Raw genomic sequence first — 13,825 nt, forward strand, 5'->3', positions numbered from 1 at the left:
ACTCCCGCCGTGCAGGATATGGACGGGATACTCAGCGCTGCAGCGGCAAATAGCTCTGCTTGAGCTGGCGCAAGACAAAACTCGATTTGCTGTGGCGGATGCCGGGAATCTTGTACAGGCGCTCGCGCAGCAGGCGTTCATAGTCGCGCGTGTCGCTGACGGCGATGCGCAGATAGTAATCGTAGTCGCCGGAAACAAGAAACGCTTCCAGCACTTCCGGGATCATGGCCAGCGCGTGGCCGAACTCGAACAGGGCCTGGTCGGAATGGTCGTCCAGGGTCACTTGCACGATGACGGTATCGGCCAGCCCCACCTTGGCCGCGTTCACGTTCACCGTGTAGCCCTCGATGACGCCGTCTTCCTCCATGCGCTTGATGCGCGCCCAGCACGGCGACGACGTCAGCCCCACCTTGGCGCTCAAGTCGTGCAGGCTGATGCGGGCATCCTGCTGCAGGGCCGTCAGGATGGCGAGGTCGAATTTATCGAGCTTCATTCTGCATTCCTCTATTTGAACAGCAAATTTTGCTGAATACGGCATTTTATACGAGAAAACCAGCAGCCTTTTCTGTGGCATCAGGCAGAAAATAAGGCCATGAAACCCGACCACGCCGCCCTCCTCGCCCCGCCCTCCTCTTCCCCTGCGCCGCGCAACGGCGCCAGCGTGCTGATCGACACCCTGCTGGCGCTGGGCGTCGACACCGTCTTCGGCTACCCGGGCGGCGCCGTGCTGCCCCTGTACGACGCGCTGCACGCGCAGCCGCGTTTGCGCCATGTGCTGGTGCGCCACGAGCAGGCGGCCGTGCACGCGGCCGAAGGTTATGCGCGCAGCACGGGCCGGCCCGGCGTGGTCTTCGTCACGTCCGGGCCCGGCATGAGCAATACCACCACGGGACTGCTCGACGCCCTGTGCGATTCGATTCCCGTCATCTGCATCAGCGGCCAGGTGGCCACCACCAGCATCGGCACGGACACCTTCCAGGAATGCGACGCGCTCGGCATTTCGCGCCCCGTCACCAGGTGGAACCGGCAAATCCGCACGGCCGATGAAACGGCGGCCGTCGTGCGCGAGGCCTACGCGCAAGCCACGCAGGGACGGCCCGGCCCCGTGCTGATCGACTTTCCCAAGGATCTGCAGCTGGCGCCCGTCGCGCACGGGGCAGCGCTGCCGCCCATCGCCGCCATCGCCACGCCCCTGCCCGCGCTCGCCGACCTCGAACGGGCCGCCAGCCTGATCGCCGGCGCGCGCCAACCCGTGTTCTATGGCGGCGGCGGCCTCATCAACTCCGGCCCCGCCGCCTGCGCCGCCTTCGGGCAACTGGTGAAACTGGCGGCCGCGCCGTGCACCCTGACCCTGCTGGGCCTGGGCGCCTTTCCCGCCTCGCACCCGGCCTTCCTCGGCATGCTGGGCATGCACGGCACGCTGGAAGCGAATCTGGCCATGCACCACGCGGACCTGATCGTCTGCGTCGGCGCCCGCTTCGACGACCGCGTCACCGGCAGACTGGACGCCTTCTGTCCCGGCGCGAAAATCATCCACGTCGATATCGATCCGGCGTCGATTGGCAAGGTGGTGCGCGCCGACGTGGCCCTGCGCGGCGATTGTGCGCCCATACTGGATGCCCTGCTGGCGCAGCTGCGCGGCCGGCTGCTGGCGGACCGCCAGCCGTGGTGGCAGCGCATCGACGGCTGGCGCGCGCAGGATTGCCTGGCGTTCGACGACACGCCGGACGTGATCGCGCCGCAGGCGCTGATGCAGCGGCTGCAGGCGGCGCTGGACGGGCAGGACGCCATCGTTTCCACCGACGTGGGCCAGCACCAGATGTGGGCCGCGCAGCACCTGCGCTTCGAGCAGCCGGGGCGCTGGCTGACGTCGGGCGGCGCCGGCACCATGGGCTACGGGCTGCCGGCCGCCATCGGCGCGCAGGTCGCCCACCCTGACCGCCGCGTGGTGTGCGTCAGCGGCGACGCCTCGATCCTGATGAATATCCAGGAACTGGCGACGGCCGTGCAGCACCGCCTGCCCGTGAAAGTGGTGCTGTCGAACAATGGCTACATGGGCATGGTGCGCCAGTGGCAGGAACTCATCCATGGCGGGCGCTACAGCCACAGCTATACGGAAGCGCTGCCCGACTTCGTCGCCCTGGCGCGCGCGTTCGGCTGGCAGGCGCACACGGTGAGCCGGCGCGACGAGCTCGACGCGGCGCTGGCCGCCTGCCTGGCCTCGAACGGCCCCTGCTTCCTCGACGTGCGCGTGCATGGCGAGGAAAATTGCTTCCCCATGCTGGCTCCCGGCGCCGGGCACCATGAGATGACTTTGTCCAAGGGAAAGGTGTACGGCGAGCGGTAGGCCGGATTAGCGGCAACGCCGCGTAATCCGACCTCCCCACCGACCGCGCCAACGTCGGCTTACGCTCCTCCGGACTTCACCCGACCTACGCCCATATACGATAAACCCAGTAACTTTCATCGTCGCGGCTGGCGCGCGCCAGTTCGGTGGGACTCAGGCCCGTGATGGCGCGCACCTCGCGGCACAAATGGGCCTGGTCGGCGTAACCACCTTGCAAGGCGATATCGCTCCATGAGGCGTTGCCTTGCAGCATGGCCTCTCGCGCGTCGAGAAACGACTGTTCCGCGCGGCGCATGCGGCGCAGGGTGCGCATGGGCTGGCCGGCCCATGCCTTGATGCGGCGCTCGATATTGCGCGCGCCACTGGCCAGGCCCATCGATGCCGCCTGCACGCCCAGGCGGCGCACCCAGTCCTGGATGGCGCCGGCCGGCTGGTCGCCGCTCTTGCGCGCCACCGCCCAGCGCGGCGCCAGGAACGCTTCCACCAGCGCGATGCGCGCCGCGTCGTCGGGCGCGGCCAGCACGGCGTCGGACAGCGCCAGCCAGTCGACGTCGAACAGCGGTTCGAGCGGGCGCACCTGGTCGAACAGGACTGCCATGTCGATGCCCGTCAGCGCATGCAGGGCGGCCGGATACAGCATCACCATGAACGAGTGCACGGGACCGGGGTTGTAGCTGACCAGCGGATAGCCGCGCGGGCCGCTGAACAGGGCGGGCGGCATGCGCACCTGCAGCAGGTCGGGGCCGGGCGCCGCCGCCTCGACCTCGCCCGCGACGGTCCACAGCAGACAACACATGGGCGTGGCGGGAAAGCGGTTCAGGCGCTGCGCCGGCGGCAGCGGCGCGCAAGGCGTGGTGTCGCGCACGAGGAAGGCGCGCACGCAGGAAGCGAGCGCGGTGCGCGGCGCGATCAGGCGCGTGACGGGTGTGGCGGCGGGAGTCGGTGTGGAAGCCATGGCAACCATTGTAGCGGGATTTTTCGCCGCCCGACGATGTCGTAAACGTTCAATACAGGCAGGCCGCAATCGCGTAGAGTATGGTTATTGTTGCAAGCAATCCTCATACTTTCACCGTATCGACAGGAGACGTTCATGCCGCCACTCGACCACGCCGCCGCGCCCGCCATCGCGCGGCCCTTGCGCCAGATCCGCCGCTTGCCGGGGCCGTTCGCCCTGCCCATCGTCGGCAACAGCCTGCAAATCAAGCTCACGCGCATCCACCGCGACGTCGAGCAATGGGTGCAGCGCTACGGCCCCTACCTGCGCGCCTGGTTCGGCCGCACGCTGGTGCTGGTGGTGGCCGACAGCGAGGCCGTCGCCGCCGTGCTGCGCGACCGGCCCGACGGTTTCCGGCGTCCGCTCAGCAGCTTCATCGTCTCCGAAGAGATGGGCGGCATCCCCGGCCTGTTCCTGGCCGAAGGCGCGCAGTGGCGCAACCAGCGCCGCATGGTCATGGCCGGCATGGCGCCGGGCGCCATCAAGGCCTACTTCCCGGCGCTGGTATCGGTGGCGCAGCGCCTGCGGCGGCGCTGGCATCTTGCCGCCACGCAAGGCCAGGCCATCGATCTCGATGGCGACCTGAAACGCTATACGGTCGACATCATCGCCGGGCTGGCCTTCGGCACGGAAGTCAACACGCTGGAATCGGGCGAGGACGTGATCCAGCGCCACATGGACGACATCCTGCCCGCCGTGGCGCGGCGCAGCCTGTCGATGTTCCCGTACTGGCGCTACGTCAAGCTGCCCATCGACCGGCGCCTCGACCGCGACGTGGCGGCCCTCTCCGCCGCCGTGGCCGACCTGGTGCAGCAAGCGCGCACGCGCATGGCGCACGATCCGGCGCGCCGCGAGCGTCCGCCCAACCTGCTCGAAGCGATGATCGCCGCCGCCGACGAAAAGGACAGCGGCGTGGACGACCGCGCCGTGGCGGGCAATGTGCTGACCATGCTGCTGGCCGGCGAAGACACGACGGCCAACACGATTTCCTGGATGATCTATCTGCTGCAGCGCCATCCGCGCAGCCTGGCGCGGGCGCGCGAGGAAGTGCGGCGCCTGGCGCCCGACGCGGCGCACTTCACGATCGAGCAGATGGATAGCCTCGACTACCTGGGCGCCTGCGCCAGCGAAGCCATGCGCCTGAAACCCGTGGCGCCCTTCCTGCCCGTCGAAGCGCTGCGCGACACGGTCATCGCCGACATCGCCGTGCCGGCCGGCACCCTCGTGTGGTGCGTGATGCGCAACGATACTGTCGCCGACGCCCACTTTCCCGACGCGCAGGCGTTCCAGCCCGAGCGCTGGCTGGCGCAGAGCGGCGAGGCGAACAACAAGCGCGCCTCGATGCCGTTCGGCGCCGGCTTGCGCACGTGTCCGGGACGCTACCTGGCCTTGTTGGAGATCAAGATCGCCATGGCCATGCTGCTGGGCAGCTTCGACATCGCCGGCGTCGACACGCCCGATGGCGGCGAGGCGCAGGAACTGATGGGCTTTGTGATGTCGCCCATCGGCCTGTCGCTGCGCCTGGCGCGGCCGCAGTGATACCATGGGGGCAATCTCCGTCTACCTGCTTTCACCATGCAAATTCTCCTGGAATCGCCGCAGCAAGCCGATGTGCAAACCCTGATCGCCGAGCTTGATGCCTATCAACAAACCCTGTATCCGGCCGAGTGCGTGTATGCGCTGGACCTGGCATCGCTGCCGCCGGAAACCCTGCTGTTTGCCGTCGCCCGCGATGCGGCCGGCGCGGCGCGTGCCTGCGGCGCCATCGTCGTCACGCCCGCTTTCGGCGAGGTCAAGCGCATGTATGTGCACCCGGACAGCCGTGGCCTGGGCCTGGCGAAACGCCTGCTGGCCCTGCTGGAAGAACAGGCGCTGGCGCGCGGCTGCCGCCTGCTGACGCTAGAGACGGGCATCCACCAGCCCGACGCCATCGCCCTGTACGCGCGCCACGGCTACCAGCGGCGCGGGCCGTACGGCGACTATCCCGACGATCCGTTCAGTGTCTTCATGGAAAAACCGCTGCAGGCCGCCGCATGAGCGCGCCCACCGACAGCCTGCTGGACATCCGCGCGCGCCTGCGCGCCTTTGCCGACGAGCGCGACTGGGACCAGTTCCACACGCCGAAGAACCTGGCCATGGCCCTGTCCGTGGAAGTGGCGGAACTGGTCGAGCACTACCAGTGGCTGGCCACGGGCGCGGATGCGGAACTGGACGAAGCGAAGCGCGCGGGCATCCGCCATGAACTGGCCGACGTGCTGATGTACCTGGTGCGCCTTGCCGACAAGAGCGGCGTCGACCTGCACGCGGCCGTGCTGGAAAAGATGACGCTGAACGCGCAGAAATATCCGGCGCAGCAGGTGCGCGGCGATGCGCGCAAATATAGCGAATACTAAGAACCTATCCCAGCAGATGAATACGTCCCCTGCCGGCGCCCCTCAGAAGCGGGGACTGCGTTGTTCGTCATTGCGTGGCTCGCCACGCGTCCGCCTCACGCCTTGTCCGCGCTCCTGATCGACTGCCAGCAGAAGACGCTCCCTACTGGGATAGGCTCTGAGCCCCCCCCCCCACCCGTGCGTGGCCGCCGCGCAAAAAGGCGTAGCATCAAGCCATGCGTATTCATCTTTCACTGCTACTCGCCAGCTTGCTCCACGTCACTCTTGCGCTGGCGCAAACCGCGCCCGTGCCGCAGGTAAAAGTGGACGCCACGCGCGACCCCGTGGACAAGTCCTACCGCAAGATGCTGCAGGGCGTGGACCGCTTCGAGCGCGACCATGCGCTGGCGCCACAGGCCAGCCTGCGCTTTCGTCTGCTGCCGCGCCAGCCCGGCGTGGACATGACGGGCGTGCAGCTACGCATCGCCGGCGACACGGTCAGCATTCCCCTGCCCCTGGCCGACGACAACAGCTTTGCCCCCGTGCGCAATGCGCAGGCCGCGCGCGAGGATGCCGTGCTGATCGCCAACCGCAAGGCCACCACCATGAGCTGGCGCGCGCAGGTGATCACACCCGGCTTGCCGCCCGGCACGCGGCGCCTGGGCGACCTGCGCCTGGAATGCCGCGCCGGCATGGATTCCGGCCTGATCTCGAACGACCCGCAGATCATCGCCTGGCTCTCCAGCATGCTCTACAGCACGGACAAGGTGTGTTCCGAGCCGGACGGCAACTATTTATTCTTCACGGAGCGGCCCCTGTTCGGCGTCACCCTCGTGCATGGCGAGCGCCGCCTGGCCCTGCCCTTCACCATGCTGTACGCGGGCGGCGAACAAACCCCGGCCTCGCTGCCCTATTGCGATTGCCAGGTCTTGCTTGACCGCACGTATTACGCGCCCCTGTGGGACGCCGGCTGGCCCGACGATACCTTGCTGGAATTTACTTACATGGACGAGGTGGCGCCATGAAGTGGCTGACCGTATGTGCCCTGGCATTGCTGGCCGCCTGTTCCGGCACACGTGCCTTGCAGGCAAGCAGAAGCGTACCGTACGCAACGCTGGAGCAGACGGTGCAGCCGGGCAGCAGCACGCGCGAGCAGGTGCGCGCCGCGCTCGGCGAAAGCACGTCCATCCGTTTCGACAGCGGCAATGAAGTGTGGATGTACACCTACCCGGCCACCTCGGGCGCGCAGGGCGAATATGTCATTCTGTTTGGCGGGGATGGTGTGGTGAAGAAGGTGCGCAGCGCAGAGGTGTACCGGCCACAGAAGTGAGCCCGCCAGCGGTGCGCTGGCGGGGCAGTCATGCTAGCGTGCCTTCAGCAAGGCGCGCGACGCCATGCCGGCGCCCACGCTGCGGCCCACGCCCGTGGCCTTGCGCTTGGGCGAGGCTTTCAGCTTGAAGATGCCAATCGACTGGGCCACGCTGTTGGTGCGCTGCGCCAGGTTGGCCGCCGCCGCCGCGGCCTCTTCCACCAGCGCCGCGTTCTGCTGCGTGATGCCATCCATGTGGATGACGGCCTGGTTGACCTGACCGATGCCCTGGTTCTGCTCGCGCGTGGTGGAGGAAATCTCGTCCATCACTTCCGTCACGCGGGCCACCGAGGCGATCACTTCCGTCATGGTGGCGCCCGCATTGCTGGTCAGCACGCTGCCCGCGTTCACGGTGGCGATCGAATGGTCGATCAGGTTCTTTACTTCCTTGGCCGCCGTTGCCGAGCGCTGCGCCAGGCTGCGCACTTCGCCGGCCACGACGGCAAAGCCGCGCCCGTGCTCGCCCGCGCGGGCCGCTTCCACGGCCGCGTTCAAGGCCAGGATATTCGTCTGGAAGGCGATGCCGTCGATGAGACCGATAATATCGAGAATCTTGCGCGACGAAGTGCTGATCTCGTCCATCGTCGTGACGACTTCGCTGACGATGGTGCCGCCCTTGGCGGCGATGGTCGACGCCTGCGCCGCCAGGTCGTTGGCCGTCGCCACGTGGTCGGCGCTGTTTTGCACGGTGGACGTCAGTTCTTCCATGCTGGCCGCCGTCTGCTCGAGGCTGGACGCCTGCGATTCCGTGCGGCTGGACAGGTCCATATTGCCCGTGGCAATTTCAGCCGTGGTGATGCGGATATCCTCGAAGTTGGCGCGCACGTCGCCAATGATGCTGTGCAGGTTGATATTCGTCTGGCGCAAGGCGGCCATCAATTGACCCATGTCATCATCGCGCACCTTCTCGATGACTCCCGTCAAGTCGCCGCCCGCCATCTTGCGCGCCACCGTGATGGCGTCGCCCAGCGGCGCGACGAGGGAATTGTGCAGATGGGCCCAGAAATACAGCATCAGCGCCACGGCGGCGGCGGCGGCGCCGCTGAGCCAGCTGCGCGTGGCCGTGCTCGTGTCGCCGTCGATATTCCACACGGCGCAGCCGAGGATGGCCAGCACCACGCCAAACACGGCGCAATGCAGGGCGATATCCTGCGACAGGCTCAGCTTGCGCCATTCGGCCAGCTTGGCGGCCCAGCCCTGGCGCACGACGCGGCCATTGCGGATCGCCAGGTTGCCGGCATTGCCGTCCTTGAAACTTTTGTATAGCGCCGCCGCTTCGTTGATCTGCTCGCGCGTGGGCTTGGTGCGCACGGACATATAGCCGATCGGGCGGCCATTTTCGATGACGGGCGTGATATTCGCGAAGACCCAGTAGAAGTCGCCATTCTTGCAGCGGTTCTTGACCATGCCGGTCCACGGCATGCCGCTCTTGATCGTCTCCCACAGGTCGGCGAATGCTTCGACCGGCATATCGGGATGACGCAGGATATTCTGTGGCGCACCCAGCAATTCCATTTCGGAGAAACCGCTGACCTCAATGAAATACTGATTGGCGTAATTGATGTTTCCCTGTAAATCCGTGGTGGAAACAATCGTCATGCCTTCATTTAATACGTATTCATTCTGCGTGATAGGCGTGTTGACCCGCATCCGTCGCTCCTCTATTTTTTTCAACTAGCATAACAAAAAGATAAAAACAATATACCACATCAAGCAGCAGCGAGATATCGCCGAGATGACAGTGACGCCCGTCAAACAATACAATAAAAATCAATTATTTTATGTTTTAGGATTTACTTTGATTCAACTTGATTGATTTTATTGAAATGCAAAATTTTAATGGCGCGCGTATGAAATAATTAATTGAAAATTATTTATTGTTGTCGCAGGCGATAAAGACGGCGCATCGGCCGATAAAAAGACGGCGATGTGCTGCCGCAATGGCGGCACGCGCAGACACCTGCCAGCCAGCATAACGCGGCGACAAGGTTCGTTTCTTGAGGGAAAATAAAAAACTGGCGCAAACGCGCCAGCCAGGGATCTGTCTCCAATCCGCGACACAGGCGCCGGGGAGGCGCCTGCGGGGATGGATTACTTAAAGGTCTTGCGCGGCGACTTCGGACGCGGTGGCGCAGGCTTGCGCTCCGTCGTGCCATCGTCGAGGCTGATGCGCAGCTTCTGGCCCGAGACGACGACCGATTTCAGGTGGTCGAGGATTTCCGGCGGCATGCCTTCCGGCAAGTCCAGCACGCTGTAATTGTCGAAGATGTCGATGCGGCCGATATGCTTGGCTTCCAGGTTCGCTTCGTTGGCGATGGCGCCGACGATATTGCTTGGCGTCACGGCGTGCTCGCGGCCCACTTCGATGCGGTACGCCGTCACGCCCGGGCGTGGACGTTCCTTCTTCGGTGCGCGCACTGGCGCATCGCCCGCGTCGGCCGGTGCATCCTTGAATGCGGGCGCCGACTTGGCGGCGAACGGCTTGCGCGGCGCGGCTGGCGGCGCCAGGTCCGGTGCATCGCCATCGCGGCTGATGCGCAGTTGCTGGCCCGCCACCCACACGGTCTTCAGCTGGTCCAGCAATTCTTTCGGCATGCTGTCTGGCAAATCCAGGACGCTGTAGTCGTCATAGATTTCGATGCGGCCGATGTTTTTCGAATCGATGCCCGCTTCGTTGGCGATGGCGCCGACGATATTGCCCGGTTTGACGCCATGTTGATGACCTACCTCAATACGGAAAGTCTGCATGCCGGCGTCGGCTGGACGCGAAATGCGTTCCTTTTTCGGGAAGGCCGGGCGTTCGCTGCGCTCGTTGCGGTCGAAACGGTCGCCGCGTTCCGGACGGTCGTTGCGTTCGAAGCGGTCTTGGCGCACGGGACGGTCATCCTGCCACGTGGCTTGCTCGCGCGCCTTGTTCTTGTCCAGCAACAAAGGCACATTGCCACGCGCCATCTTCGCCAGGGCGGCGGCGATTTCGATGGCAGGGATATTCTGTTCGCGCTCGAAATCCTCGATCAGCGACTGGAACTGCTCCAGTTCGCCCAGGGCCAGGGTTTCGCTGATCTGTTCCTTGAACTTGGCGATACGCACGTCGTTGACGGCCTGGATCGTTGGCAGTTCCAGCATGCCGATCGGCTGGCGGGTCGAGCGTTCGATGGCTTTCAACAAGTTCTTTTCACGCGGAGTGATGAACAAAATCGCTTCGCCGCTGCGGCCGGCGCGGCCCGTGCGGCCGATGCGGTGGGTGTAGCTTTCCGGATCGTGCGGCACGTCGTAGTTGACGACGTGGCTGATGCGCTCGACGTCCAGGCCGCGGGCGGCCACGTCGGTTGCGACCAAAATGTCGATCTTGCCGTCTTTCAACTGCTGGATCGTGCGCTCGCGCTGCGCTTGCTGGATGTCGCCATTGATGGCGGCAGCCGAGAAACCGCGCGCCTGCAGCTTGCCGGCCAGCTCTTCCGTACCCAGCTTGGTGCGGGCGAAGATGATCATGCCGTCGAACGCTTCCGCTTCCAGGATGCGGGTCAGCGCGTCGAGCTTGTGCATGCCCGACACCAGCCAGTAGCGCTGGCGGATGTTGTCGGCCGTGCCCGTCTTGGCGGCGACCGTCACTTCGGCCGGATTGACCAGGTAGGTCGTGGCGATGCGCTTGATGACGGAAGGCATGGTGGCCGAGAACAGGGCCGTTTGATGGCCTTCCGGCGTTTCTTGCAAGATGCGTTCGACGTCGTCGATAAAGCCCATGCGCAGCATTTCATCGGCTTCGTCGAGTACCAGGGTTTTGAGCTTGGACAGGTCGAGCGACCCCTTGTCCAGGTGATCGATGACGCGGCCCGGCGTGCCGACGACGACGTGCACGCCGCGGCGCAGCGCCGACAGCTGCGGGCCGTAGCTTTGGCCGCCGTAGATCGGCAGCACGTGGAAGCCGGGAATGTGGGCGGCGTACACCTGGAACGCTTCGGCGACCTGGATGGCCAGTTCGCGCGTCGGTGCCAGGACCAGGGCTTGGGGTGAGCTTTGTTTCAGATCGATGCGCGACAGGATAGGCAAGGCGAAGGCGGCGGTCTTACCCGTGCCCGTTTGCGCCTGGCCCAGCACGTCGCGGTTGGCGAGCAATAATGGAATCGTGGCCGCCTGGATAGGCGACGGTGTTTCGTAACCGACATCCTTGAGCGCGCGAACCAGCGGCTCGCTCAGTTGAAGGTCGGAAAATAAGGAAATTGGTGTATCAGACATGAAATCACTCACAAGTTCGCTCGAATCGCCCAATGCGAAAGAGTGTAGCCGCTAGTTTACTCTTTACTGGACCTTACCGGGTGGCTGGAGGCCGCAGAACGCCGTTTTTTGCGGCATATCGGCCGAAAAAACCCGGAAACATCGGCGATCCGCACGCAATTGGCGCGTGCTTTTACCAATATTGAACGATATATAACAATACGGCGGCTACGTAAATTCCAGACTGCAACACTCATGGCGAACACGGCGCCAGGCACGGTCCCGGCCATGGCGATAGAGTAAGATTGCCGCTGCTTTGCTTTCCCGTATTCACTTTTGGAGTTGTCATGCGTTCCACCTTTGTCCTCGCCGCCAGCCTGCTCGGCACGGCTGCCCTCGCCCAACCGCTCGTCGCCGAAGCGCCGCTGCGCGCCCATCTGTCCTTCCTGGCCGACGATTTACTGGAAGGACGCGGCACGGGCCAGCGCGGCGGCGACCTGGCCGTGCGCTACCTGGAAACGCAGGCGGCCGTGATCGGCTTGCAGCCCTTGCAGGACGGCACCTACCGCCAGGCGCTGACCATCGTCGGCAGCAAGGCCTTGCCATCGAGCACAGTGACCTTCAGCGCGGGCGGCAAGACCTTGTCTCCCGCCTTCGGCAAGGACATCGTCTTTGGCGCCGCCAACGGCCAGGAAAAGGTCGCGTTCGACGCACCCGTCGTGTTTGCCGGTTACGGCATCCGCGCGCCCGAGGAACGCTGGGACGATTTCAAGGGCGTCGACCTGAAGGGCAAGCTCGTCGTCATGATGGTCAACGACCCGCAGCCGACCGCCGCCGAGCCGCAGCGCTTTGCCGGCAAGTCGCTGACCTATTACGGCCGCTGGGTCTACAAGTACGAGGAAGCGCTGCGCCAGGGCGCCGCCGGCGTGCTGCTGATCCACACGACGGCGTCCGCGTCGTATCCGTGGTCGGTGCCGGCCAACGGTTTCGGCCATGAACGCTTCAGCCTGGCTGGCGCGGGCAACGCCATGGAAGGCTGGCTGCAGGAAGACATGGCGCGCGCCCTGTTCCAGCAAGCCGGGCAAGACCTGGACGCCCTGCGCGCGCAGGCCGAAACGCGCGACTTCCGCCCCGTGGCGCTGGACGCCACGGTGAAAGTCCGGCTCGACAGCCAGATCCGCAGCATCGAACAATTCAACGTGGCCGGCATCGTGCCCGGCACCGACCCGAAGCTGAAGGACGAAGCCGTGATTTACTCGGCGCACTGGGACCATCTGGGCAAGGATGATGCAGGCAGCGTCCGCGCCGGCCAGAGCGACCATATCTACAACGGCGCCATCGACAACGCCTCGGGCGCGGCTGCCCTGCTGGCGATGGCGCAAGTGGCCGTGAACCAGCCGGCGCGCCGCACGCAGATCTTCCTGTGGCCGGCCGGCGAGGAAACGGGCATGCTGGGCAGCACGGCCTACACGCGCAATCCGCTGTGGCCGCTGGCCAAGACGGCCGCCGACCTGAACCTGGACAGCATGAACTTCGTCGGCAAGACGCATGACATCGGCGTGGCCGGCGCCGAGCGCAGCAGCCTGTACGCGAGCGCCGGCAAGGTGGCCAAGCGCATGGGCTTGCGCCTGGCACCGACCATTCCCGACCTGTCCGGCGCCTTTTACCGGGCCGACCACTTCGCGTTCGCCAAGGCCGGCGTGCCCGCCTTCAACGTGGGCTCGGCCGTGTTTTCCGGCGACGGTTCGTTCGACTTCGTCCGGCAGCCGAAGGAATCCAGCGAGCGCCTCGTCGCGTTCAAGAAGGATTACCACCAGGTCACGGACGAGTACAAGCCGTCGTGGGATCTGTCGGGCATGGTGCAGCAGGCGCAATTCACCCTGAATCTCGGCTATGAAGTGGCAAATGAGAAGAACTTGCCTACATGGAACAAAGGCGAGGCGTTTGGCAAGGTGAAGCGCTAAGGGTTCCTGAAATAAAAAAACACCGGCCTGTGCCGGTGTTTTTTTAAGCGTGCAGGACAAAATATTCAGGGCCAGGCGTGTTGCCGAAGACAGTACGCATGTACGGCAAGGCAACGCAACAACGCCATGGACTGTTTGTCAGGCGCTCTAGATCGCCATGATGCGTTTCAGGTCGACGAACGCCGTCTCGTACAGATGCTGGAAGGCGCCCACCATGACCTCTTCCACGCCTTCGGCCGCGTCGAACTCGCCCGACCACTCCGCCACGCACACATCCGCGCCCGGCTCGCCCGTGACGCGCAGGGTGGAACGGTAATTCTTGACGGGGATCGGGCCCGAGACGATGGTGTAGCTATAGCTCTTGTCCGCCTCGCTGTAGCTTTGCAGGCGTTCGGCGATGACGGCGCCGTCCGTGGTCTTCAGGCGGCGCACGCGGCCGCCATGTTCGGACAGGCTGGTCTTGATCGAGCTCGACCATTCAGCCAGCGACTGGAAGCCGCCGATAAAATCCCACACGCGTTCGGCGCTTGCCGCCAATGTTACAGAAACAATTACTTGGGCCAT

The 13,825-nt window shown here is 64.9% G+C and carries 12 protein-coding genes; 7 read left to right on the forward strand and 5 right to left on the reverse strand.

Annotated features, from left to right (window positions below; genetic code table 11):
• Positions 1 to 31: 31 nt before the first annotated feature.
• Positions 32 to 493, reverse strand: a complete 462-nt coding sequence (locus YQ44_RS23905; protein ID WP_071325505.1) for an Lrp/AsnC family transcriptional regulator — start codon at positions 491 to 493, stop codon at positions 32 to 34.
• 99 nt (positions 494 to 592) lie between these two features.
• Here YQ44_RS23905 and ilvB point away from each other — a divergent pair, with 99 nt between their 5' ends.
• Positions 593 to 2,347 (forward strand): biosynthetic-type acetolactate synthase large subunit, encoded by a 1,755-nt coding sequence (gene ilvB, locus YQ44_RS23910; RefSeq protein ID WP_071325506.1) that lies wholly within the window; start codon positions 593 to 595, stop codon positions 2,345 to 2,347.
• A gap of 85 nt (positions 2,348 to 2,432) precedes the next feature.
• Here ilvB and YQ44_RS23915 read toward each other — a convergent pair whose 3' ends face one another.
• Positions 2,433 to 3,302, reverse strand: coding sequence for a helix-turn-helix domain-containing protein (locus YQ44_RS23915; protein WP_071326729.1), 870 nt, complete (start codon positions 3,300 to 3,302; stop codon positions 2,433 to 2,435).
• 135 nt (positions 3,303 to 3,437) lie between these two features.
• Between YQ44_RS23915 and YQ44_RS23920 the strand changes: the two genes are divergently transcribed.
• The 5 genes from YQ44_RS23920 to bamE all read left to right on the forward strand — a co-directional run bounded on the left by YQ44_RS23920 (position 3,438) and on the right by bamE (position 7,043).
• Positions 3,438 to 4,880, forward strand: coding sequence for a cytochrome P450 (locus tag YQ44_RS23920; RefSeq protein ID WP_071325507.1), 1,443 nt, complete (start codon positions 3,438 to 3,440; stop codon positions 4,878 to 4,880).
• Between the two features lie 36 nt (positions 4,881 to 4,916).
• Positions 4,917 to 5,378, forward strand: coding sequence for a GNAT family N-acetyltransferase (locus YQ44_RS23925; RefSeq protein ID WP_071325508.1), 462 nt, complete (start codon positions 4,917 to 4,919; stop codon positions 5,376 to 5,378).
• Positions 5,375 to 5,734 (forward strand): nucleotide pyrophosphohydrolase, encoded by a 360-nt coding sequence (locus YQ44_RS23930; RefSeq protein WP_071325509.1) that lies wholly within the window; start codon positions 5,375 to 5,377, stop codon positions 5,732 to 5,734. Before YQ44_RS23925 ends, YQ44_RS23930 begins: the two co-directional genes overlap by 4 nt.
• 215 nt (positions 5,735 to 5,949) lie before the next feature.
• Positions 5,950 to 6,738 (forward strand): hypothetical protein, encoded by a 789-nt coding sequence (locus YQ44_RS23935; protein ID WP_071325510.1) that lies wholly within the window; start codon positions 5,950 to 5,952, stop codon positions 6,736 to 6,738.
• Positions 6,735 to 7,043, forward strand: coding sequence for an outer membrane protein assembly factor BamE domain-containing protein (gene bamE / locus YQ44_RS23940; protein ID WP_071325511.1), 309 nt, complete (start codon positions 6,735 to 6,737; stop codon positions 7,041 to 7,043). The genes YQ44_RS23935 and bamE overlap by 4 nt, the downstream gene beginning before the upstream one ends.
• A 33-nt stretch (positions 7,044 to 7,076) precedes the next feature.
• Here bamE and YQ44_RS23945 read toward each other — a convergent pair whose 3' ends face one another.
• Both YQ44_RS23945 and YQ44_RS23950 read right to left on the reverse strand, forming a co-directional pair.
• Positions 7,077 to 8,732, reverse strand: a complete 1,656-nt coding sequence (locus YQ44_RS23945; RefSeq protein ID WP_071325512.1) for a methyl-accepting chemotaxis protein — start codon at positions 8,730 to 8,732, stop codon at positions 7,077 to 7,079.
• Positions 8,733 to 9,173: 441 nt separating this feature from the next.
• On the reverse strand, positions 9,174 to 11,318 hold the full coding sequence (locus tag YQ44_RS23950) for a DEAD/DEAH box helicase (RefSeq protein ID WP_071325513.1): 2,145 nt from the start codon (positions 11,316 to 11,318) through the stop codon (positions 9,174 to 9,176).
• A gap of 326 nt (positions 11,319 to 11,644) precedes the next feature.
• On the opposite strand from YQ44_RS23950, the gene YQ44_RS23955 reads away from it, so the two are divergent.
• Positions 11,645 to 13,261, forward strand: coding sequence for a M28 family peptidase (locus YQ44_RS23955; RefSeq protein WP_071325514.1), 1,617 nt, complete (start codon positions 11,645 to 11,647; stop codon positions 13,259 to 13,261).
• A 147-nt stretch (positions 13,262 to 13,408) separates the two neighbouring features.
• On the opposite strand, the gene YQ44_RS23960 is transcribed toward YQ44_RS23955, so the two are convergent.
• Positions 13,409 to 13,825: an SRPBCC family protein gene (locus YQ44_RS23960; RefSeq protein WP_071325515.1), complete on the reverse strand. Its 417-nt coding sequence runs from the start codon at positions 13,823 to 13,825 to the stop codon at positions 13,409 to 13,411.

The organism is Janthinobacterium sp. 1_2014MBL_MicDiv (assembly GCF_001865675.1).
Taxonomy (GTDB): Bacteria; Pseudomonadota; Gammaproteobacteria; order Burkholderiales; family Burkholderiaceae_D; genus Janthinobacterium.

Bases quoted from the DNA above. Each gene is read 5' to 3' on its own strand.
- bamE (WP_071325511.1), top strand. From the start codon at position 6,735: ATGAAGTGGCTGACCGTATGTGCCCTGGCATTGCTGGCCGCCTGTTCC.
- YQ44_RS23935 (WP_071325510.1), top strand. From the start codon at position 5,950: ATGCGTATTCATCTTTCACTGCTACTCGCCAGCTTGCTCCACGTCACT.
- YQ44_RS23960 (WP_071325515.1), bottom strand. From the start codon at position 13,825: ATGGCCCAAGTAATTGTTTCTGTAACATTGGCGGCAAGCGCCGAACGC.
- YQ44_RS23915 (WP_071326729.1), bottom strand. From the start codon at position 3,302: ATGGCTTCCACACCGACTCCCGCCGCCACACCCGTCACGCGCCTGATC.
- YQ44_RS23925 (WP_071325508.1), top strand. From the start codon at position 4,917: ATGCAAATTCTCCTGGAATCGCCGCAGCAAGCCGATGTGCAAACCCTG.
- YQ44_RS23905 (WP_071325505.1), bottom strand. From the start codon at position 493: ATGAAGCTCGATAAATTCGACCTCGCCATCCTGACGGCCCTGCAGCAG.
- YQ44_RS23920 (WP_071325507.1), top strand. From the start codon at position 3,438: ATGCCGCCACTCGACCACGCCGCCGCGCCCGCCATCGCGCGGCCCTTG.
- YQ44_RS23950 (WP_071325513.1), bottom strand. From the start codon at position 11,318: ATGTCTGATACACCAATTTCCTTATTTTCCGACCTTCAACTGAGCGAG.
- YQ44_RS23930 (WP_071325509.1), top strand. From the start codon at position 5,375: ATGAGCGCGCCCACCGACAGCCTGCTGGACATCCGCGCGCGCCTGCGC.
- YQ44_RS23945 (WP_071325512.1), bottom strand. From the start codon at position 8,732: ATGCGGGTCAACACGCCTATCACGCAGAATGAATACGTATTAAATGAA.
- ilvB (WP_071325506.1), top strand. From the start codon at position 593: ATGAAACCCGACCACGCCGCCCTCCTCGCCCCGCCCTCCTCTTCCCCT.
- YQ44_RS23955 (WP_071325514.1), top strand. From the start codon at position 11,645: ATGCGTTCCACCTTTGTCCTCGCCGCCAGCCTGCTCGGCACGGCTGCC.